At 68.5% G+C, this 20462-nt stretch carries 19 protein-coding genes; 6 read left to right on the top strand and 13 right to left on the bottom strand.

Translation table 11 applies throughout. The annotated features are described in order from the left end of the window. Positions 1–15 precede the first annotated feature (15 nt). From ACV095_RS07920 to ACV095_RS07910, 3 genes are all read left to right on the top strand, one after another. Positions 16–1407: an amino acid permease gene (locus tag ACV095_RS07920; RefSeq protein ID WP_478223434.1), complete on the top strand. Its 1392-nt coding sequence runs from the start codon at positions 16–18 to the stop codon at positions 1405–1407. Between the two features lie 81 nt (positions 1408–1488). Next, complete coding sequence (locus tag ACV095_RS07915) at positions 1489–2316, top strand: alpha/beta fold hydrolase (RefSeq protein WP_478223239.1); 828 nt, start codon at positions 1489–1491, stop codon at positions 2314–2316. Between the two features lie 103 nt (positions 2317–2419). Beyond that, positions 2420–3067, top strand: coding sequence for a phosphoribosyltransferase (locus tag ACV095_RS07910; protein ID WP_478223238.1), 648 nt, complete (start codon positions 2420–2422; stop codon positions 3065–3067). 78 nt (positions 3068–3145) lie between these two features. Here ACV095_RS07910 and ACV095_RS07905 read toward each other — a convergent pair whose 3' ends face one another. Continuing rightward, positions 3146–4480 (bottom strand): MFS transporter, encoded by a 1335-nt coding sequence (locus ACV095_RS07905; protein ID WP_018768365.1) that lies wholly within the window; start codon positions 4478–4480, stop codon positions 3146–3148. A 250-nt stretch (positions 4481–4730) separates the two neighbouring features. On the opposite strand from ACV095_RS07905, the gene ACV095_RS07900 reads away from it, so the two are divergent. Further along, entirely contained in the window at positions 4731–5462 is a 732-nt protein-coding gene (locus ACV095_RS07900) for an IclR family transcriptional regulator (RefSeq protein WP_018768366.1), read from the top strand. A 35-nt stretch (positions 5463–5497) separates the two neighbouring features. Here the strand turns inward: ACV095_RS07900 and ACV095_RS07895 are convergent, their stop codons facing one another. From ACV095_RS07895 to ACV095_RS07880, 4 genes are all read right to left on the bottom strand, one after another. After that, positions 5498–6754, bottom strand: coding sequence for an MFS transporter (locus tag ACV095_RS07895; protein WP_478223433.1), 1257 nt, complete (start codon positions 6752–6754; stop codon positions 5498–5500). Positions 6755–6920: 166 nt separating this feature from the next. Continuing rightward, positions 6921–10049, bottom strand: a complete 3129-nt coding sequence (locus ACV095_RS07890; RefSeq protein WP_478223237.1) for an AAA family ATPase — start codon at positions 10047–10049, stop codon at positions 6921–6923. Further along, positions 10046–11224: an exonuclease SbcCD subunit D gene (locus tag ACV095_RS07885; protein WP_056387959.1), complete on the bottom strand. Its 1179-nt coding sequence runs from the start codon at positions 11222–11224 to the stop codon at positions 10046–10048. The genes ACV095_RS07890 and ACV095_RS07885 overlap by 4 nt, the downstream gene beginning before the upstream one ends. 57 nt (positions 11225–11281) lie before the next feature. Beyond that, complete coding sequence (locus ACV095_RS07880; protein ID WP_478223236.1) at positions 11282–12226, bottom strand: aquaporin; 945 nt, start codon at positions 12224–12226, stop codon at positions 11282–11284. 215 nt (positions 12227–12441) lie between these two features. On the opposite strand from ACV095_RS07880, the gene ACV095_RS07875 reads away from it, so the two are divergent. Continuing rightward, positions 12442–13527, top strand: a complete 1086-nt coding sequence (locus tag ACV095_RS07875) for an ADP-ribosylglycohydrolase family protein (protein WP_478223235.1) — start codon at positions 12442–12444, stop codon at positions 13525–13527. Here ACV095_RS07875 and ACV095_RS07870 read toward each other — a convergent pair. After that, the gene (locus ACV095_RS07870; protein WP_223991988.1) at positions 13508–13987 is read right to left on the bottom strand and encodes a DUF4395 domain-containing protein; all 480 of its coding nucleotides are present in this window, start codon (positions 13985–13987) and stop codon (positions 13508–13510) included. The genes ACV095_RS07875 and ACV095_RS07870 overlap by 20 nt on opposite strands. Positions 13988–14070: 83 nt before the next feature. Then, complete coding sequence (locus tag ACV095_RS07865) at positions 14071–15126, bottom strand: 3'-5' exonuclease (protein WP_478223234.1); 1056 nt, start codon at positions 15124–15126, stop codon at positions 14071–14073. A gap of 68 nt (positions 15127–15194) precedes the next feature. Between ACV095_RS07865 and ACV095_RS07860 the strand changes: the two genes are divergently transcribed. Beyond that, entirely contained in the window at positions 15195–15989 is a 795-nt protein-coding gene (locus ACV095_RS07860; protein WP_478223233.1) for a DedA family protein, read from the top strand. Positions 15990–16119: 130 nt separating this feature from the next. On the opposite strand, the gene rdgB is transcribed toward ACV095_RS07860, so the two are convergent. The 6 genes from rdgB to clpS form a co-directional block, all read right to left on the bottom strand. Continuing rightward, on the bottom strand, positions 16120–16767 hold the full coding sequence (gene rdgB / locus ACV095_RS07855) for an RdgB/HAM1 family non-canonical purine NTP pyrophosphatase (RefSeq protein ID WP_018768375.1): 648 nt from the start codon (positions 16765–16767) through the stop codon (positions 16120–16122). Further along, a complete protein-coding gene (gene rph, locus ACV095_RS07850) occupies positions 16764–17522 on the bottom strand; it encodes a ribonuclease PH (protein WP_026265632.1) in 759 nt (252 codons plus the stop codon). The genes rdgB and rph overlap by 4 nt, the downstream gene beginning before the upstream one ends. A 51-nt stretch (positions 17523–17573) precedes the next feature. Beyond that, entirely contained in the window at positions 17574–18371 is a 798-nt protein-coding gene (locus ACV095_RS07845) for an MBL fold metallo-hydrolase (RefSeq protein ID WP_018768377.1), read from the bottom strand. Then, entirely contained in the window at positions 18368–19399 is a 1032-nt protein-coding gene (murI, locus tag ACV095_RS07840) for a glutamate racemase (RefSeq protein ID WP_478223232.1), read from the bottom strand. Before murI ends, ACV095_RS07845 begins: the two co-directional genes overlap by 4 nt. Positions 19400–19504: 105 nt before the next feature. Beyond that, positions 19505–20071 carry a DUF2017 domain-containing protein gene (locus ACV095_RS07835; protein WP_056387968.1) on the bottom strand — a complete coding sequence of 189 codons (567 nt, stop codon included), beginning with the start codon at positions 20069–20071 and terminating at the stop codon, positions 19505–19507. Next, on the bottom strand, positions 20064–20447 hold the full coding sequence (gene clpS / locus ACV095_RS07830; protein WP_018768380.1) for an ATP-dependent Clp protease adapter ClpS: 384 nt from the start codon (positions 20445–20447) through the stop codon (positions 20064–20066). Before clpS ends, ACV095_RS07835 begins: the two co-directional genes overlap by 8 nt. Positions 20448–20462: the final 15 nt, after the last annotated feature.

Genomic DNA, 20462 nt, shown 5'->3' with positions numbered 1-20462 from the left:
ACCATCCCAATGACGATGAAGTCTGGCCGGACCATGTCCGCCGCAGCCCCGCCCAAGACGCCGGCAAGCCACAGCATGAAGCCGCGCCAGCTCACCATGATGGGGCTGGGCAGTGCCATCGGCGCAGGCTTGTTCCTGGGATCGGGTGCCGGGGTCCAGGCCGCCGGACCGGCAGTCCTCATCTCCTACCTGGTGGCCGGCACGCTGATCATCCTGGTGATGTGGGCCTTGGGCGAAATGGCGGCCGCCAACCCGAACAGCGGCGCCTTTTCCGTTTACGCCGGGCGGGCCATGGGGCGTACGGCCGGGGCCACCATCGGATGGCTGTGGTGGCTGCAGCTGGTGGTGGTGATCGCGGCCGAGGCACTGGGCGCCGCCGGGCTGCTGTTCTCCGTCTGGCCCATGATCCCGGTCTGGGCGCTGGCGCTGCTGTTCATGGTGGTGTTTACCGGCATCAACCTGGCCGGTGTCCGGAACTTCGGTGAGTTCGAGTTCTGGTTCGCCATCCTCAAGGTGGCCGTCATCGTGCTGTTCCTTGCAGTGGGGGCCGCTTTGCTCCTGGGGCTGCTGCCCGGCGTCGACTCCCCGGGAGCCGGAAACCTTACCGGCAACTTTGCTCCCCAGGGTCTGGGCGGCGTTGCGGCGGCCCTGTTCGTGGTGATCTTCGCATTCGGCGGGACGGAAATCGTCTCGGTGGCCGCGGCCGAAACCGAGGACCCGGAACGCAGCGTGGGCAAGGCCATCCGGACCGTGGTGTGGCGCATCCTGGTGTTCTACATCGGCTCCGTCTTCGTCATCGCCGCCGTCCTCCCCGCCACGTCCAGCAGCCTGGCCTCGCCCTTCGCCGGGGTGCTGGATGCGGCCCGGATCCCCGGTGCGTCCACCGCAATCACCCTGGTGGCCGTCGTCGCACTTCTCTCGGCACTGAACGCCAACCTCTATGGCGCGTCCCGCATGGTGTACTCCCTGGCGCAGCGCGGTGAAGCGCCGCGCGTCCTGACCCGCCTCAACGGCGCCGCCGTGCCCCTGGCCGCAGTGGCGGTGTCGGTGGCCTTCGGCTTCATCGCCACCGTCCTGGAGCTGTTGTTCCCGGACCGGATCCTGCCCGCCCTGTTCCAGCTGGTGGGATCGACATGCCTGGTGGTCTGGGGCAGCGCCCTGGTCTCCCAGTTGATCCTGCGCCGCCGGGCAGACCGGGACGGAATCCCGCTTCCGCTGCGGATGAAGGGCTTTCCCGGCCTGACCATCCTGGGCCTGGTCCTCCTTGGGGTGATTTTCGCCGTCGGCCTCAGCGCGGAGAGCAGCCGGGTGCAGCTTTTCAGCACATTCGCCCTGGTTGCCGGCATCGCGCTGGCGTGTGCTGCCGGGGCCCGCCTCACCGGCAGGGACCAGCCTGCCAACAGGTAGAGTGGTGCGTACCTTTCCAAGGAAGACGCACCGACGCGCCGGGCCCGCCCAGGCGCCGTACCTGATTGGGGAACTGACACCATGAGCGGCAGGCACACCGGACAGCAGCACGCGCACACCGTTGAAGGCACCGACCCCCAGCTGTATGTGGCGGTCCATGAGCCCGCAAACGATGCCGGCCTGCGGCCGGTCCTGCTGCTGCACGGCTTCTCCTCCTCCTCCAAGCTCAATTGGGAGGACACCGGCTGGCTGTCGGCGCTGCTCGAGGCCGGCCGCCGGGTCATCACCGTGGACCTTCCCGGCCACGGCCGCAGCGGCGCGCCGGAGGACCGTGACTCCTACTCCCCCAGCAGGATCAGGGCGGACCTGCTCCAGGCGGCGTTCGACGCCGGCGTCCACCCCCTGCAGGACGGCGACCCTTCCAGCGGGCTGGACGTCGTAGGCTACTCCCTGGGATCCAGGCTCGCCTGGGAGTTCGCCGCAACCCAGCCCGAGCTGGTGCACCGGCTGGTGCTCGGCGGCCCCAACGACTCCGACCCCCTTGCTGCATTCGACCTCATCGCCGCCCAGGACTACCTTGCGGACGGGACACCGATCCAGGACGAATCGACCGCCCAGCTCCTGAAGATGGCATTGCTGCTGCCGAACAACAACATCTTCGCGCTGCTGTCCCTGGTGGAGGCCATCAAGGCCGAGCCCTACGACCCCGCCGAGGCAGTCCCCCATGTTCCCATGCTGCTGGTGGCGGGCGACAAGGACGAACGCGCTGCGATCCTGCCCAGGCTCGCCGAGCTGGCCCGCGGCGCCGGTTCCATGGTCGAACAGCTGGTCCTCCCGGGCCGGAACCACACCAACGCCATCACCAGCAGGGCCTTCAAGCAGGCCGCGATCTCGTTCCTGTCCGTCTAGGCAGGGCCCGGGTCTTGCTGGAAAGCCTGGCCCCGGGCTGAAAACGCCAGGGCATCCAGCAGTACGCTGGGGGCAGGCAGGCCGCAGTTGCCGGGAGGGACAGATGGGTACGCGTTTCGAAGACCGCACTGACGCCGGCCACCGCCTGGCCGCTGCGCTTGGACAGTTCCGGGAACAGCCGGACACCGTGGTCCTGGGCCTGGCGCGCGGCGGTATTCCTGTCGCCGCGGCTGCAGCGGCTGCCCTCGGCCTGCCCCTGGGCACCGTCCTGGTGCGGAAGCTGGGCATTCCGGGTCAGGAGGAAACCGCCTTTGGGGCGCTGGCCTGGGCGCAAGGGCGCACGGTCCGGTTGATCAACAAGCTGTTGCTGGAACGCGTCCTTGACCACGGCGTGCAGCAGGAATGGCTGGATGACGTTGAGAGGCGCGAACGGGACGAACTGCTCCGTCGGGTGGAGCTGTATCCGGGAACCGGCATCGACGTGGCGGACAGGACCGTCCTCCTGGTGGATGACGGCCTGGCCACGGGCGCCACGATGCGTGCCGCCGTCGAAGCCATGCGGGAGGGCGGCGCGGCTGCCGTGGTGGCGGCAGCTCCCGTGGGATCGATCGACGCCGAAGCCTCGCTTGAGCGGGTGTGCGAAGCCGTGGTGTGCCTGCACCTGCCGGGAAGATTCCGGGCTGTTGGAAGCTATTACCGGCACTTTGGGCAGTTGAGCGACGACGACGCGGTCAGGCTGCTGGCGCACTAGGCCGCCCGGAAGCACAGAGGCCCGGACCTTGCGGTCCGGGCCTGCTGTCCTGCCCACGTCGTCCGGGGGCGATGGGGGTCAGTGGTGGTTGCTGACGCCCAGCGGGCGGCCCTTGGTTTCCTTGGCCAGCACCACGCCGACGGCCGAAATGACGCAGAGGACCATGATGTAGATGCCGATCGAACCGGTCCACTTGGTGGCCTGCAGCAGTGACTCGGCAATGGTGGCCGCGAAGGCGCCGCCCAGGATGGCGCCGAAGGCGTAGCCGATGGAGATGCCGGAGTACCTGACGTTGGCGGGGAACATCTCTGCATACATGGCCGACATGGGACCGTAGGACAGGCCCAGGCCGATGGTCAGGACGAACAGGGCGACGCCGTAGAGCAGGATGTTCTTGGTGTCGATGAGGGCGAACATGGGGATCATCCAGGCAAAGACGATGGCGTAGCCGGTGAGGAAGGTCTTCACCCGGCCGATCCGGTCCGACAGCCAGCCGCCCACCAGGGTGAAGATCAGCCAGCCAAAGGACGCCAGGGTGGTGGCCAGGAGGATCTGCGGGGTGGGCATCTTCAGGGTCTTGGTCGCGTAGGAGATGAAGAACGCGATCAGCAGGTACCCGGCGGCGTTGTTGCCGATGAAGATCAGGGTGGAGTACAGGACGGGCAGTTTGTGGTTCCGGATCAGCTCGCCCAGCGGCGCTTTGCTTTCCTTCTTCCGCAGGGCCATCTCCTGGAAGACGGGGCTCTCGGCGACTGCGCGGCGGATCAGGTAGCCCACCACGATCAGGACGATGGAGAGCAGGAACGGCACGCGCCAGCCCCATGCCGCGAAGTCTTCCTTGGACATGCCGGTGTTGAGGAAGTAGAGCAGGCCGGTGGCCAGGATCATGCCTACGGGTACGCCGATCTGCGGGTAGGCTCCGAACAGGCCGCGGCGGCTGATGGGTGCATGCTCAACAGCCATCAGGGCGGCGCCGCCCCATTCCCCGCCGGCCGAGAAGCCCTGGATGACGCGCAGCAGGATCAGCAGGATGGGAGCCCAGGCGCCGATCTGCGCATACGTGGGGAGCATGCCGATCAGGGCCGTCGCGGCGCCCATCATGACCAGGGTGAAGACCAGCATCGCCTTACGCCCCAGGCGGTCGCCCAGGTGTCCGGCGACAACAGCGCCGAGCGGGCGGAACAGGAAGCTGATGCCGATGAGGGCAAACGAGAGGATCTGCGCCAGTCCCGGGTTGGACTCGTTCAGCGGTGCCAGGAACAGCGGCGACAGCAGCGTTGCGGTCAGCTGGGCAAAGATGAAGAAGTCGTACCACTCGATGGTGGTGCCGACGAGGGTGCCGGCGAGGACCTTGCGTTCCTCCCGCCGGCTGCTGGGACCGGCGGGGGTATCCACCTTGGAAGGTGTGGTCATTGAAACTCCATTGTTTATTGGGCAGCGGTGCCACCCGGACGCCTTCAGAATTACCGACAGAACGGTCAGTTAGTTAGTAGGGTACTACGGAATTGTGATGCGGAACACGGTGTGCGGATTTTTTCAAGGGGATATGCCCGACATTGAGTTCTATATTCGAACTACAAGTTCGTATAGAGGACAATACCCGGTGCGCCCGGATGAGACAAGAGTCACGGCAGGCCGCGCGTTCGCCCCTAGGATGGATTTCATGACACCTCCAGCAGCCGCAGCCCGGACGGCGGAGCCGCAGGCTTCGCCGTCCCAGACCCTTTCGCGCGGCATCCGCGCCCTTGAGATCCTGGCAGCTGCCCCGGGCCCGCTGACCATCGCCGAACTGGCCGACGCCATGGGTGTCCACCGTTCGGTGGCCTACCGGATCCTGCGTACCTTGGAAGACCATTCCCTCCTGGTGCGTGACGATGCCGGACGGGTCCAGCCCGGCCCCGGCCTGGCAGTCCTGGCCCGGGGAGTATCGCGCAACCTGCAGAGCGCCGCCCTTCCCGAGCTCACCCAGTTGGCGAACTCGCTGGATATGACGGCGTTCGTGGCGGTGTGGGATCACCATGACTGCATCACGCTCGTCACGGTTGAGCCGCGGCATTCGGGCGCCACCGTGGCCCAGCACCCTGGTACGCGCCACCCCATCAACGCAGGCGCGCCGGGTATCGCCATCCAGTCGGCCCTGTCCGAAGCCGAGTGGGACCGCTTGGATACGGGTATCCCCTACCGTCCGGAGGCGTCGGAAGCGCGGAGGAGGGGTTACTCAGCCAGCCATGACGAGGTCATTGCCGGGGTTTCCTCGCTGGCAGCCCCTGTCCGGGTGCCCGGCGGGCGCCCGGCCGCCCTCGCCGTCGTCTACATCCGTTCCGCCCATGATCCGGAAACGGTGGGGGCGGCCATCGCCGCAAGCGCCGCCAGGATCGAGGGCCAACTGGCGTAGCGGCGGGAGGGCGGCAGGCTGGCATCGAGGCCCTGTCAGGTCCTCCGGCGGAGCACGACGGCGGCCCCGGCCCCAAGCAGCGCCAGCGCTGCCGCCGCGCAGACCGGGACAAGGAACGCCGCCGCCGGGCCGTGGAGTTGCGCCAGCTGTCCCCCAATCGAGGACCCGATGGCCGTTCCGGCGACAATACCGCTGGCCAGCGCGGTCATGACCGTGCCAAGCCGGCCGGCGGGAGCCACCTGTCCGCCCACGGCGAAGACCGTGACCATGACCGGACCCACCGGGAGTCCAAGGACCAGCAGGACCGCCGCCATCATGGGCAGCGATGCCGGCACCAGCAGCAGGACCGCCAGCCCCGCCATCAGGGCTGCGCACAGCACCCAGCGCAGTGCCAGGCCGGCGCGCCGCGGCCAGTTGGCAACCGAGAATGCCGCCACTGCAGAGCTTAGGCCCATCACGGCGTACAGCAGGCCCGCAATTTCCGTGCCTGCGAGCCCCGCAGAGAAGGCGCTGAGGGCGGCCTGGGTGGAACCGAAAAAGGTCCCCATGCAGACCATGGCCAGAACCGGCAAGGCAACGACCCATGGCAGCTTCACGGGTTGTGCCCTGCCCGTGCCCTTCCTGCGGACGGGACGACCGGTGGCAGGTACGGCGCCATGGGTAGGGTGCACCGCGAAGGCAGGGACAAGGGTGATGGTCATGGCCGCTGCCAGCGCCAGGGGAAGCCAGGGCGCCACGAGGCTGGCCAGGATTCCCACCAGGGCCGGCCCCAGGACAAACGTCAGTTCATCGGCCGTGCTCTCGTAGGAGAGCGCGGTGTCCAGCTCACGGGCAGCGCCACCGGACGGCGCCGACGGACCTGCGGCATTGGTTGTCAGCGCCATCCACCTGACCCGGGCCAGGGGTCCCACCTGGGGGCAGCTGGCGCCGGCGGCGAAGGCGGCCACCAGGACGGCGGGCGGGAAATCCCCCGCCTCGGATGTGGTGTTGGCGATGAAGACCAGGGCCAGCACCGCCACGGTGTTGAGCAGAGCGGACAGGAGCAGGACGGGCCGTTGTCCCCGCCTGTCCGCCAGGGCTCCAAGCACCGGAGCTCCGAGCGCGGAGCCGATGCCCACCGCGCCGGCAGCGGCCCCGCCGGCGGCGAAGGAACCCGTGACCGAGGTGACCAGGGTCAGCGTGCCCATGGCCAGCATGGCAAGGGGAAGCCGCGCAAAAAGTCCCAAGGGAATGAAGCTTCTGCCGGCGAGCTGCGGCAGCCGGGAAAAACGCCCCCTCGCTGCCCGTTCCATGGAGTCCGGGCTGGAGGTTTCCTGCTCTGCGGCGGTGCGGGCAGGAGTGTCGGGGGTGGTTGAAGGAGTAGTTTGTGGTGTCAATTCCGGGCTCGTTCAATAGGTGCGCATCGTCCCTCCTCCCGATGCGCGCAACCCGGTAACGCGCTCCAGTATATCGGCCGGGTCAGGCGAGGGCGTCCACAGTCTCGGAGATCCGCAGCGTGGAGCCGTTCCGGCTCTTGATCACTTGCAGCTGGGTCCCGATGCGCTGTTTCATCTCGGCAACATGGCTGACCAGTCCCACCACCCTGCCGCCGTCGCGGAGCCCCTCAATGGCATCCATGACCTGTTCCAAGGACTGTTCGTCCAGGCTTCCGAAGCCCTCATCCACGAACAGGGTCTCGATTTCCACCCCTCCGGCCTCCTGCTGGACGACGTCCGCCAGCCCGAGTGCCAGCGAGAGCGACGCCATGAAGGACTCGCCCCCGGACAGGGTGGAGGTGTCCCGCCGGAAGCCCGTCCACTGGTCCACCACTTCAAGTCCCAGCCCTGATTTTGCGCCACGCGCTGCCTTGGCGTCGGTGTGCTGGAGCAGGTAGCGGCCATCACTCATGGCCACCAGGCGTTCGGACGCGGCGAGGGCCACCTGCTCCAGCCGCGCCGCCAGGACGTAGCTGTTCAGGCTCATCCGGTACGTGTTCTCACCCCGGCCGGCTGCGGCGTCAGCCAGCCCGGCAAGCATCTGTGCCCGCTCCGCCGGTTCCCGGGATGCGCGGACCAGCTCCTGGTAGTCGGCGGCGATCGTTTTCAGGGATTCCAGGCAACGCGAGGCGAGACCGGCGGCAAGATCGGCTTCCCGCGCGTCATTCTGGGCAGTGGCCGCCTCCAGGCGAAGCGCTGCCAGCCGCTCCTCGTCTGCCCGGAAGCCGTCCGCGGCTTCTGCCAGGGCCAGCACAATGTCCTCGGATTCGAACAACCCGGCAACGCGCGCGGCTTCGTCCCGGGCTGCACGGCCGGCGGCTTCCAGGGCTGCCGCTTCGGCGGCGCCAAGGAGCTGGCTGCGGACGTCGTCTGCCGTGGCGAAACCCGCACCCGGCAGGGCCAGTTCCAACTGCTCCTGCGCTTCGGCGGACTGCAGCCGCGCCGCGTCCAGCCGCGTCTGCGCCTCGACGGCCTTGTCCAGGACTGCTGCGGCGTCCTCGAGTGCCCGCAGCCGGCGGGTCAGGCTGGGGTGGGGGCCGCGCAGGGCGGCGAGCGCCTTGTCCAGTGCTGCAGCCTGTTCGGCCGCCTCGGCAAGGGACACGGCAGTCCGGGACAGCTCTGCCTCTGTTTCGGACAGCGCGGCACGCGCCTGCCCCAGGCCGGCATCCAGCGCTTCCAGCCGTTGCCGCCTGTCCTGCAGCTCCTCTGCGGCCTTCTCTGCGTCCGCGGCGGCAGCGAGGGCGGCCTCGGCACCGGCGCGTGCCTCTTCAACAGGGGTGGTCCCGCCCTGGCCGGCGAGGACTGCCACGGCCTGCTCCGCTTCTGCAAGGTCAGCGGCAACCAGGGCATGGGCTGCCTCTGCGGCCTCGTATAAGCGGTGGGCTTCCTCTTCATCCTGGGCCAGGCCCGGGCCGGTAGTGCCGCCATCCGCGGGGCGGGGATGCTGCCCGCTTCCGCAGACGGGACAGGGCTCGCCGGCAACCAGCTTGGCTGCCAGCTCGCATGCGGCGTTGGCGAGCCTGACCTCCCGCAGGTCCAGCCAATGGCGTTTTGCCTCCAGGAGGTCCTCCCGCGAATCGTCATGGCGGATCCTGGCCAGGTCCCTCCGCTGGGCAGCCCGCCCGTGCCGCCGGACGATGTCCAGCAGTTCCGCGGCCGCAGCGGCTTCCTTGCGGCGGAGTGCCGCCTCGATGGAGCGCGCTTCCAGCTGGTCCATACCGTCGGCCAGTACCGCCCGATCGTCCTGCAAATGGGCTGCGCGATTCCCCAGCGTCTCCACGGTGAGCCGGAGCTCTTCCTGCCGGCCGGCCAGGCTCCGGTGCCGCTTCCGCAGGTCCTGGAGCCTGTCCTCGTCCGGCAGCCGGGCCTCGACGACGGCCAGCAGCGAACGCAGCCGGCCCAGTTCGTCCGCTGCCCCGGGGACGCTGCCTCCGGCGGCGAATGGTTCCAAACCCTGTGTTTCGGAGCCCGGTGATTTGGAGCCCAGTGGTTTGGAGCCCAGTGTTTTGGAGCCCAGGGTTTCCAGGCCCAGCCGGGCCAGTTCGCCGTCGTCCGTGGCAGCCATCCGCAGCAACGTCAGTGCAGATTCTGCAGCGGCTTCCGCGTTGTGGACCTTGGCTGCCGCAGCGTCCACGGCCTGCAGCTGCCCCTGGAGGACCTCGGCCTGGCGGTGCCGGGCCAGACGGGAGGAGAGCTCATCGCGATGCGCAGCCCCGTCCTCCACGGACTTCCGCCGGGCGGTGGCCGCCTGGAGTTTCCGGTGCCGCTCATGCCGCGCGGCTTCGCTGTCCACCTCACTTCGGCGGTCCTGGCTGAGCGCCGCCGCGGCTGCGGCGTGCTCCGTGAGTTCCGCCAGCCGGCTGGCAACGGAAGCCTGCAGCCAGTCAAGGCGGCCGGGGACGTCGTCCGCCGGCGGAGCTCCGGCATCAGGAAGCTGGAGCGGAGCGGCCTCGGTTTCGGCCCGCGAGGCAAGGAGGCCGAGTTGGCCGGACAGGGCGGCGACGTCCTCCCGGGCGGCGGCAGCCTGACGCGAGAGTTCCTGTTCCAGGGCCTCGAAGCGCTGGGTGCCGAAGAGCTTTTGCAGCAGGTCCAGGCGGTCGGCGGCCTTGGAGCGGAGGAAGGCAGCGAAATCACCCTGCGGCAGCATGACCACCCGGGTGAACTGCTCACGGTCCATGCCCAGCAGCGCCATGATCTCCGCGCCTGCTTCGTCGTTGCGCGCGGACTTTTCCACCCATGCACCGTCGATCCGTTCGCGGAGCAGCGTCTTTGCCTGCTGGACCGTGAAGCCATTCTTGCCCCGCGCGCTGGGCTTGTCCCACGCCGGCGAGCGGGTCACTTCGAAGCGGCGGCCCTGCGAGGAGAACTCGCAGGTCACGGAAGGTTCCTGACCGGGTTCCGCGTGGTCGCTGCGCAGCCGCTTGCCGTCCTGCCGGGCACCGGGGACAGATCCGTACAGGGCAAAGCAGATGGCATCCAGCACGCTGGTCTTGCCGGCACCGGTGGGCCCGTTCAGCAGGAACAGGCCATGGGCGCTGAGGCGGTCAAAGTCGATGTCCTCGGTTCCGGCGAAAGGGCCGAACCCGGAGATGCGCAGATGGTGGATCCTCACCGTGACGCCTCCAGCAGCCTGACGTTTTCCAGCGCGGCGGCGAGCGCGTTCTTCTCCGCCGGGTCTGCAGCCCGTCCCCGCACATGCTCCAGGAAACCGCAGCACAGGGCGAGGTCATCCGGTGCGCCCGCGAGCCTGCTGCTGTAGCTGGCCTGGGGGGCGGCAGCCCCGCCCTGCGGATCGAAGGACAGGACCAGGGTGTCCGGGAACCTGGCGCGGAGCCGTTCCATGGCACGGGCGGGACGCTGGGCATCCGTCAGGGTGATCTGGCAGTAGGCGGTCTCAGCCCAGGCGTGGCCGGGGTCCGCCAGGAGATCTTCCAGGGTTCCGCGCAGTACGGCGAGGGACCGCGGGGCCTCCCACAGGACCTCCGCCACGGATGTGACTCCCGCCGGACCGATGTCCACCAGCCAGGCACCCTTCCGGTGGGCGGCCTCGGAGAAGGAATAGGCCAGCGGCGACCCGGAATACCTGACGGAGCCGGACAGCTGTTGACGCCCGTGCAGGTGGCCCAGGGCGGTGTAGCTAAAGCCGTCGAAGAGGTCCAGCGGCACCGCGCCCACTCCGCCGATGCTGAGGTCCCGTTCGCTGTCCGAACTGATGCCGCCGCTGGCGAATGTGTGGGCCAGGATTACGGAGTGGACGGTGGCGGTAGCCGCACGCCGGGCGATGTCCTCCCGGATCAGGCCGGTGGCCGCCCGGGTTACCTCGAAATGGCTTGGCGTTTCAGCCCCCAGCTGTTCGGCGACAAGCCTGGGCTCAAGCCATGGGATGCCGTACAGCGCGAGGACGGCGTCCTTTCCGGCAGCATCCGCGCCCAGCGGCAGCAGGAGCGGGTGGGCGAGGTCCTCCACCCTGGTGCGCAGGTGCACTCCCCCGCGTTCCAGCAGGCGGGAGGCAAAACCCAGGCGGATGGCGGAGTCGTGGTTCCCGCTGGTAAGCACCACTTTTGCACCCGTGGCAGTCAGGCGGACCAATGCGTCATCAAGCAGGTGGACCACGTCCACGCCCGGCAGCGCCCGGTCATAGACGTCGCCGGCGATCAGGACAACGTCCACGCTGTCCCGCTGGACCGCTGCCACCAGCTGGTCAACGAAGGCGCGCTGGGCGTCCAGCATGCCGACGCCGTGGAAGGAACGGCCCAGATGCCAGTCCGAGGTGTGAAGTAACCGCATATCCCTAAGCTATCGGCAACCACTGACACTCAAGGAAAACGCCGCGGCCAGCGGCGGTCAGGACCGTTTTCCTTCGAAAAACTCCTGCGCCTCGTTGACGCCGCCTGCGTCCTGCCGGGCGGCCGCTGCGGGCACAGCCCTGTCCGTGCCGGCACTTTCCATGGCGTCGTCGTCGGCCTCCCCGGCGTCGTCGTCGGCCTCGGCGGCGCCCTCGTCGTCATGGAGGTCCGCGCCGTCCTCAACGGATGCAGCGGACTCAGCCACTCCGGTAATGCGGAACGCAAGCCCCGCGATGGCAGCGCCGGCCAGCGGCGCGACCAGGAAGACCCACAGCTGCTCCACGGCCCAGCCGGAACTGAAGACGGCGGAGGCGACGGCGCGGGCGGGGTTGTACGGCAGGTTCCCCACCGACTGGCCCACCTGCAGCAGGGCCGCAAAGGACAGGCCGACGGCAACCGGCGCCGCGCTGCGGCTGCCGCCGGAGCGGCCGGCGGCAAGGAAGACAGCCACGATGATCGCGGCCCCCAGCAGTTCCAGGAGCACGACGGCGGCGAGCGGGGCCTGAATGATGGAATGCTCGCCGAAGCCTGCGGTCACGGTGTCGAAGGCAGTACGGCAGTCAGGGATGCTGGGAAGGGTGCGGAGGATGCCGAACAGGGCAAGGGCGCCCACCAGGGCTCCCACCACCTGGGCGGCGGCGTATGCGGCGGCGGCGCCGGCACGGATCCGTCCCGCCAGGAGGTGACCCAGGGTAACGGCGGGATTGAAATGGCCGCCGGAGATGTGTCCGAAGGCGAGCATTGCCGCCGTGATGGCCAGGCCGGCGGCAAGGGCCGCCGGCACCGGGCTGGACTGCGGAATGCTGAACAGCGGCACGCCCAGCCCGGCCACGGCCAGGAAGAGGCTGCCGAAGGCCTCGGCCACCAGGCGGGGCATCAGAGCGCTGGGCGCGGTGGCCGGGCCGGGCTGCAGTGCGTCGCGGGCGGGGACAGGGGTGCTCATGATGGGACCTTCGCTTCTTGGGGCCTGGGCTTTGCGTTGCAAGCGGCAGCTGCTGCCGGTTCCGGGGCTTCCACCAGCTTGCAGGGCGGCGCCGGGCAACCCGTGCAGTATTCCAGCCCAGGCTGGGCGTTGGCTGGACACCAGCCGTGCGCAATGGCCGGCGGGACGGATCGGACCAGGCGGCGGGACCGGTTTTTGGACGGTAAATTTACTCCATGAGCATCGACCCCGTCATTCCCGCGCCCACCCTCAAGTCCCGGATCCATGGTGCGCTGCTGGGCGGGGCGCTGGGGGATGCACTGGGCTATGCGGTGGAGGCTGATTCCATCGGCGCCATCCGCCGGCGCTTCGGAGCCCGGGGCCTGACCGGGTTTGACGCTCTGTCCGGTTCCTGGCCTTTTTCCGACGACACGCAGCTGACCCTGTATACCGTGGACGGGCTGGTGGAGGCGTTGGAGTGGGCCAACGACGGGGTGGGTGCGGATGTGAACGCCTGCCTCTGGCTGGCGTACCTGCGCTGGCTGGCCAACCAGGGCGAAGACGCCGGGGCTTCAGCGCCCGCACCCCAGCCCCGCTGGATCGACGGCAACGAGGTGCTGCGGCAGCGCCGGCATCCGGAGCAGGACTGCATCACCGGGCTGGCCTCCGGCGAGATGGGCACGTCGGTCCGCCCCGTCAACCCCGAGGCCAAAGGCGCCGGCACGGTGATGCGTTCGGCGCCGTTCGGGCTGATTCCACATATTGCGCCCGACGCCGTCTACAAGCTCAGTTCCGACGCCGCCTCCCTCACGCACGGGCACCCTTCCGCCCGCCAGAGCGCCGGAATCTTCAGTCTCCTGATCCATAAGCTCGTGTCCGGCGAGGCGCTGCGGGACGCCGCTGCCGCGGTGGCCGCGCACGCGGCCACCCTCCCGGACGTGGCGCCGGAGCTCCCGGAGAGGCTTGAGGCCGCCCTTCGTCTCGCCGACAAGGCAATCGTTGCCCCGGAGGAACTGGTCCACGTGCTTGGCGGGGGCCGGATGGCGGAGGAGGCACTCGCCGTCGCACTGTATGCAGTCCTGGCCACGTTGCCCGCTGACGACGCGGACGCCGGGCCCGGCCGGCATTTCCGGGACGCTGTTGTTCTGGCCGTGAACCATGACGGCCCCAGCAGTACCACGGGCTCGCTGGCAGGGAACATCCTGGGCGCCTTCTATGGGGAAGACTGCCTGCCGGCGCAGTGGCTCGGGGCCCTGGAAGCGCCCGGGGTGGTCCGCGGCATGGCCAATCAGTTGGTGAAGGTCACAACCGGCGAAGGCTGATGTTGTTGCAGGCCTCGCAGACGTCTTCGGGGACCAGCCCGCGGCGCTGCAGGAACCCGAAGATGGCGCACCCCAGGCAGAACCCGGCGAAGGCCTCCAGGGAGGCTGCCACCACCAGGATCCCCAGGAGGGTCCAGGCTGCGGCTGCTGCACCTGCGGCGAACAGGAGCAGCGCCGAGGTGGATACGGCAGCACCTATCCCCTGGGCAAAGCGCTTGGGCGGCCCCGGCACAAGTCTTACCTTTCCCAGCCGCGGAGTGATGACCTTGACTGAGAGCAGCGCCAGGGGTGAAATCCGCGGGCCGAAGAGCAGACGCAGCCAGAACCCGATGGAGATGGCCAGCAGCCCCCACCCGGAGCCCGCCAAGGCGGTGACGACGGCGAGCAGCACCACGAGCGCTGCCGTGACACGGGCGGCGTACTCGTTGACGGGATTGGGAAAAGCGAACAGGGACGCCATATGGCAAGGCTAGGAGCCTGTGGCAGGGCTGCCAAGATGTGTTGCGCCGCATGAAGCGGGCGCGACTTTGAGTGCCGGCCGCGTCAGGCGCTGACGGCAGTCGCGCGGGCGCCGTCCCAGGTTTCCCCGGGGTCGGCGTGCAGGGCGTCCCCGTTGCCCACCATCTGGAGGAACTCACCCTCGGACAGCACTTCGATGGCTTGTCCCCGCTCATGGAGCTCCAGGACGCGGCGCGCCTTGCCGGTGAGCCTGCCGGAGCGCAGGTCTGAGGCAACGAAGCCATCCCCCACCACCAGCACGGTGGTACGGCCGGTGACCCGGCTTTCCGTCCGGGCACCGCACCTGGCCGAGCGCAGCTTCGCTTCCGGACGGGCAATGGAGAGCTGCCCGGTGAATACCACCGTCTGCGCGTACAACGGATGGCCTTGCTCGGCGTCCAGGTTGGGTTCCGGGTTCAGCCCTTCCTCGGGCCAGCCGGACTGGAACCGGCGCACCAGTGCGGCACCGTTGCCGGACGCAGCAGCCATGGCCGCCACGCTTGGCTTCGACAGGTCGCCCGAGGCGGGATCGAAGGCCTGCTGGTGCGGCATGGCCAGCCCCAGGGAGAGGAAGAGTTCGGCGATGCTGTTGGCACCGTTGCGCGCGGCGATGTCGACGAGGATCCCGGCACAGGCGCGGGCGTCCTCGGCGGCGTCGTGGTGGTTGACCAGCGGTACGCCCGCTTCCTCGGCGGCGAAGGGAAGCGAGTTGGAGACGAGCGAGTAGCAGCGCCGGGACAGCATGACGGTGCAGACGTAGTCGTAGGCGGGACCGGGCAGGCCCGATACCTCCAGCGCCGAGCGGATCACGCCCAGGTCAAAGGCGGCATTGTGGGCTGCAAGCACGTCGTCGCCGATGAACGCGCCAATCTCCGGGAACAACTCCCCAAAACGGGGCCTTCCGGCAACATCCGCAGCCGTGATGCCGTGGATCCGGACGTTGTGATGGTCAAAGTGGTCATAACCGGCCGGGGGGCGCATCAGCCAGGAGGCCTCTGCGACGATTTCCCCGCCCCTTACCTTCGTCAGTCCCACAGAGCACGGGGAGCCGCGGAAGCCGTTGGCCGTTTCGAAGTCGATCGCCGTAAAGTCCAAACCCACGGCCCCTACCTTACCGCCGCAGGCCTCCCAGACCGGTCAAGTACCCTTGAGAGGTGAACTTTCCTGTGATGAATGACCTCGCTGTGTCCATGCTGGTGGGTGCGGGACCGGTCCAGCCAAGAATGGCTTCCTTCCTGCCCGATTGGCTGAACCCCCAGGTCTTCCTGGCCGATCCCGCGCTCGCCCCCTGGGTGGTCCTGCTGGTGTGCGGCATCGTCTTCGCCGAAACCGGGCTGCTGGTGGGGTTCTTCCTCCCCGGAGACTCCATGCTGTTCACCGCCGGCCTGCTGGTGGCCACGGACACCATCAAGTTCAACATCTGGCTTTTGGCCCTCCTGATCGTGGTCTCGGCCATCATCGGCAACCAGACCGGCTACCTCATCGGTTCAAAGGCCGGTCCCGCCATCTTCAACAAGCCAAACTCCAAGCTCTTCAAGCGCGAGAATATCGAAAATGCGCACGCCTTCTTTGAAAAGCACGGCGGCAAAGCACTGATCCTGGCCCGCTTCGTCCCCATCATCCGGACCTTTGTTCCTGTGATCGTCGGCGTGGCGCAAATGAGCAGGAGGAAATTCTTCCTCTACAACGTCATCGGAGCGGCACTGTGGGGCGGCGGTGTGACGCTGCTCGGTTACCTGCTGGGCGACAAAGTTCCGTGGGTCCGGGACAACCTGGACATCATCTTCATCGCCATTGTGCTGGTCTCGGTGATTCCCATCGGCATCGAGGTCCTGCGCGGCCTGTCCGCCAAGCGCCAGGCACAGGCCTACGGCACGGACGCGGTGGACGAGTTCATCGAGGAACACGAACCGGACGAGGAGCGGAAGACTCCCCGCAACAGCCACCGCGGCCGGCCGGAGTAGCAGCCTTCCCCCGGCCAGGCTGTAAATGCCGGCCAGGCTGCAAAAGAAGGTGCGCATCCCGCCGGGATGCGCACCTTCTTTTGTTGGCTGGCCGTTTTGAAGTTGGCTGGCCTGTGGGCAGGAAGGTTCCCTAGCGGGCCGCCTCCAGGGCCGCCACAATGGACGGCAGGAGGGCCCGGAAGGCCTTGCCGCGGTGGCTGATGGCGTTCTTTTCCTCCGCGGACAGTTCGGCACAGCTGCGGTCCTCGCCCGCCGGCTGCAGGACGGGGTCGTAGCCGAACCCGCCGCTACCCCGGGGTTCGCGCAGCAGGATCCCCTCAAGCTGCCCGTACTCCACCACTTCGCGCCCGGGTCCGCCTCCGTCAGCGGGCACGGCCAGCGCGGCGGCGCACACGAATGCGGCGCCACGGTGTTCGTCCGGGACGTCGGAGAGCTGGTTCAGCAGCAGTTCCAGGTTGGCGGCGTCGTCGCCGTGGCGTCCTGCCCAGCGGGCGGAGAAGATGCCCGGAGCCCCGCCCATGACGTCCACGGCCAGCCCGGAGTCGTCGGCGATGGCCACCAGGCCGGTGGCGCCGGCGACGGCGCGGGCCTTCAGCAGCGAGTTTTCGGCGAACGTCACGCCGGTTTCGGCAACGTCCGGCGCACCCGCCGCCGCCGCGTCCACCACCTGGGTGTCGACGTCGAGCCCTGGCACCTGCCCGCGCAGCAGCTCACGGAGTTCGCGGAGCTTGCCCTTGTTGTGCGTGGCGAGCACCAGCCGGGGAGCCGGGCTGCTCACAGGGATTCCGCCAGGGTCTCGCGCTGGATGGCAGCGAGTTGGGCGGTTCCCAGCAGGGCCAGGTCAAGGAGCTGGTCCAGTTCCGCCCGGTCGAAGGGAGCGCCCTCGGCCGTGCCCTGCACCTCCACGAACTTGCCGGAGCCGGTCACCACCACGTTCATGTCGGTTTCAGCGCGGACATCCTCGACATAGGGCAGGTCCAGCATGGGAACCCCGTCGATGATGCCCACGGACACCGCCGCGATGGTGTCGATGATGGGCTGGGCGTTCCTGCCGATGAGCTGATTGTCGCGGGCGAACCGGATGGAGTCCGCCAGTGCCACGTAGGCACCGGTGATGGCCGCCGTGCGGGTGCCGCCGTCGGCCTGCAGAACGTCGCAGTCCAGCACGATAGTGTTCTCGCCCAGGGCCTTGGTGTCGATGATTGAGCGCAGCGAGCGCCCGATCAGGCGCGAGATCTCGTGGGTGCGGCCGCCGATCTTTCCCTTGACGGATTCGCGGTCGGACCTGGTGTTGGTGGCGCGCGGGAGCATGGCGTATTCCGCCGTGACCCAGCCGCGGCCCTCGCCCTTAAGCCAGCGCGGGACGCCTGGGGTCAGCGACGCCGTGCACAGGACCCTGGTGTTGCCGAACTCGATCAGCGCCGATCCCTCAGCCTGGTTGGACCATCCGCGGGTGATGCTGATGGGCCGGAGCTGGTCCGGGGCACGGCCGTCGGCGCGCACAATGGGCACTGCAGTTGCTTCAGATGTCATGCCCCTAGCTTATCGAGTGCCGGTGCATGGCTTGTCGGGGTGCCGGCGCGGCTAGATGGTGTAGTGCACGCCCGCTACGGCAACGGCCACGTCCCCGGGGAACACCGGGCGCGCTTCGGCCATGACCGTGGTCTGGGACGTCCATACCGGGATGTGGGTCAGCAGGAGCCGCCGGGCGCCCGCCGCCGCTGCAGCCTCCCCCGCCCGTTTGCCGGTCAAGTGGACATCCTTGATGCCGGCGTCACGGCCCTCTTCGAAGGCTGCCTCGCACAGGAACAGGTCCGCGTCCTTGGCGGCTTCCTCAAGCCCCGCGCAGGAATCCGTGTCGCCGGAATAGGTCAGGACCCGGGACACCGACGTGCCGTCCTTGCCGGGCTCCACCACCTCCACCCGGAGGGCGTAGGCCTCCTCAATGGGGTGGTTGACCGCGAAGGGCGTGACGGTGAAGGGGCCCACGGTCACGGATTCGCGTTCGGTCCAGTTGGTGAAGTCGAACTCCTCATGCATGCCGGGGTCCAGGTCAAGCCCATAGGCCGTGGCCATCCTGTCCGCCGTGGCGGCGGGGCCCCACACGGGAATGCGGCCGCGCCCCCACCCGCCGGGCTTCCAGCGGATGGCAACGTGCAGCCCGCACAGGTCCATGCAGTGGTCCGGGTGCAGGTGGGTGAGGAAGATCGCGTCGATGTCCTCCAGGTCCGTGTAGCGCTGGATGGCCCCCAACGCGCCGCTGCCAAGGTCCATCACCACCTTCCACGACCGCTCACCGTCGGTGGCGGTCAGGAGGTAGCACGACGCCGGCGAGCCGGGCCCGGGGAACGAGCCCGTGCATCCCACGATGGTCAGCTTCACAGGGCGGGTCCTCCGGAGCGGCGTGCGTCGGCCAGTCCGCCGCCCACGAAGTTGGAGATCCTGGGGCGTTCGCGCGCGCCCTGCGCGGCGGCGATCATCTCAGGGGTGATCCGCGCCAGGCTGCCCGTAGGGTACTGGGCGGCCACATGGTCCACGTGGCGGACGGACAGCACCTCGGGGCCCAGGAACCGCCGGGCCAGCGCCTCGAACTGCCCGGCGTCGCCGGTGGCCACGAAGTGGTGCTCGGGCGGGGTGGGGGACGTGCGCTGCAGGTTGTGCGTGGCAAGGGCGCGGTACACGTCCTTGGCCGTTTCCTCGGCGCTGGAGACCAGGGTGACATCCGCGCCCATGACGTAGGAAATCACGCCCGTCAGCAGCGGGTAGTGGGTGCAGCCCAGGACCACGGTGTCCACCCCGGCCGCCTTCAACGGGGCAAGGTACTCTTCCGCGACGGCGAGCAGGGCCGGGCCGGTGGTTATCCCGGCCTCCACGTAGCTGACGAACTCCGGGCAGGCGACAGAGGTGATGTCCAGGTCGGGCGCCGCGGCGAAGGTGTCCTCATACGCGCGCGAGCCCACGGTGGCCGACGTGCCGATCACGCCCACCCTTCCGCTGCGGGTGGCGGCAACGGCGCGCCGCACCGCGGGCTGGATGACTTCGATGACCGGGATGCCGTACTTGGCGGTGTACCGCTCCCGGGCGTCCCGGAGGACAGCGGCCGACGCCGAGTTGCAGGCGATGGTGAGCAGCTTGACGCCGGAGTCCACGAGTTCGTCCATCACGCCCAGGGCGTTGGCCCGCACCTCCGCGATGGGGAGCGGCCCGTACGGCCCGTGCGCGGTGTCCCCCACGTAGAGGATCGACTCGTTGGGAAGCTGGTCAATGATGGAGCGGGCCACGGTGAGGCCGCCGACGCCGGAATCGAAGACGCCGATGGGACGGGTTTCCGGGGCGACGGCGGGGAACCCGCTGTCGGCGTCCGTGGGCTGTGTTTCCGCCGGTGGTTCCGTGCTCGGGGCTGTAGTCATGATTATTCGAGGATAGGTGTTCCCGGAAGCGTCAGCCATCATCTTGTGTCCCGCGACTCATGTCTGCTGCGTCACAGCGGACGGCCTCCCCCTGGCCGCCGTGGCTCACCGGCGGGATTCCATGGACTGCAGCAGGGCCTGGACCAGGGACTCCTGGAGCCAGGTGGTGAAGTTGTAGACCAGGGCCAGGTAGCTTTCCACGTCCTCGGCCTGGGACCAGTCCTGCATGCGGTGCACATGCTCGGCGTCGGCCTCGTCCCGGATGTCCAGCCGTTCGGCCAGGACCAGGCGCACATCGTTCAGCGCCATGGACCAGTGCTGCGCCCCCTCGGGGGTCAGCACGATCTCGTCCTTGTCCAGGTCCAAAGCCGCGGCGCGCAGGGCCCCGATCTTTGTCTCCCGCAGTGAACGCTCGGTGAGCTGGCGGAACTCAAGGGACGCGTCGCCGTCGTCCTTGACAACGTTGGGCAACAGCCGCTTGACGGCCCGGTCCGTGGGTTCTGCAACCTCCATGTCCAGGCCGATCAGTGCTGCCAGCGGGTCCTGCCCGGTGCGGTCCTCAGGCTGGAGCATGGAAATGACGTCGTCGATCAGGCTGCGCAGCAGGTCCCGTTCAGCCGGTTCCAGGTAGCCGGTGATGCCCTTGAGCCCGTATTTGAATGCCTTAGCCACGTTTTCCCTTACCCTGGCCCGGACCGCCGGACTTGCCTGATTTGCCGCCCGGGCCGCCGCTGGCCTTTTCCACCGTGGCCCAGAGCCCGAAGCCGTGCATGGCCACGGCGTGGCGCTCCACCTGTTCCTTGCTGCCTGAGGCGACGATGGACCGGCCCTTCCGGTGGACTTCCATCATGAGCTTGTTGGCTTTGGTTTCCGAGTAGCCAAAGTAGCTTTGGAACACGTAGCTGACGTAGCTCATGAGATTGACGGGATCGTTCCAGATCACCAGGTTCCAGGGAATGTCCGGCGCGGTCAGGGAGTCGGTGGACTCTGCTGTGCCGGTCCGGATGCCCTCCTGTGTATCAGGGCCGGGCGCAACGCTTATGGTCATCTGTCCATTCTATGG

This window comes from Arthrobacter sp. JDC6, from assembly GCF_056484025.1.
Note: the sequence above shows the minus strand (reverse complement) of the source record. Positions and strands in the feature narration are given on the sequence as shown.

What these genes read in the sequence shown, in the direction of transcription:
- ACV095_RS07920 (WP_478223434.1), top strand. Translation starts at nt 16, where the DNA reads ATGAAGTCTGGCCGGACCATGTCCGCCGCAGCCCCGCCCAAGACGCCG.
- ACV095_RS07915 (WP_478223239.1), top strand. Translation starts at nt 1,489, where the DNA reads ATGAGCGGCAGGCACACCGGACAGCAGCACGCGCACACCGTTGAAGGC.
- ACV095_RS07910 (WP_478223238.1), top strand. Translation starts at nt 2,420, where the DNA reads ATGGGTACGCGTTTCGAAGACCGCACTGACGCCGGCCACCGCCTGGCC.
- ACV095_RS07905 (WP_018768365.1), bottom strand. Translation starts at nt 4,480, where the DNA reads ATGACCACACCTTCCAAGGTGGATACCCCCGCCGGTCCCAGCAGCCGG.
- ACV095_RS07900 (WP_018768366.1), top strand. Translation starts at nt 4,731, where the DNA reads ATGACACCTCCAGCAGCCGCAGCCCGGACGGCGGAGCCGCAGGCTTCG.
- ACV095_RS07895 (WP_478223433.1), bottom strand. Translation starts at nt 6,754, where the DNA reads ATGGAACGGGCAGCGAGGGGGCGTTTTTCCCGGCTGCCGCAGCTCGCC.
- ACV095_RS07885 (WP_056387959.1), bottom strand. Translation starts at nt 11,224, where the DNA reads ATGCGGTTACTTCACACCTCGGACTGGCATCTGGGCCGTTCCTTCCAC.
- ACV095_RS07880 (WP_478223236.1), bottom strand. Translation starts at nt 12,226, where the DNA reads ATGAGCACCCCTGTCCCCGCCCGCGACGCACTGCAGCCCGGCCCGGCC.
- ACV095_RS07875 (WP_478223235.1), top strand. Translation starts at nt 12,442, where the DNA reads ATGAGCATCGACCCCGTCATTCCCGCGCCCACCCTCAAGTCCCGGATC.
- ACV095_RS07870 (WP_223991988.1), bottom strand. Translation starts at nt 13,987, where the DNA reads ATGGCGTCCCTGTTCGCTTTTCCCAATCCCGTCAACGAGTACGCCGCC.
- ACV095_RS07860 (WP_478223233.1), top strand. Translation starts at nt 15,195, where the DNA reads ATGAATGACCTCGCTGTGTCCATGCTGGTGGGTGCGGGACCGGTCCAG.
- rph (WP_026265632.1), bottom strand. Translation starts at nt 17,522, where the DNA reads ATGACATCTGAAGCAACTGCAGTGCCCATTGTGCGCGCCGACGGCCGT.
- murI (WP_478223232.1), bottom strand. Translation starts at nt 19,399, where the DNA reads ATGACTACAGCCCCGAGCACGGAACCACCGGCGGAAACACAGCCCACG.
- clpS (WP_018768380.1), bottom strand. Translation starts at nt 20,447, where the DNA reads ATGACCATAAGCGTTGCGCCCGGCCCTGATACACAGGAGGGCATCCGG.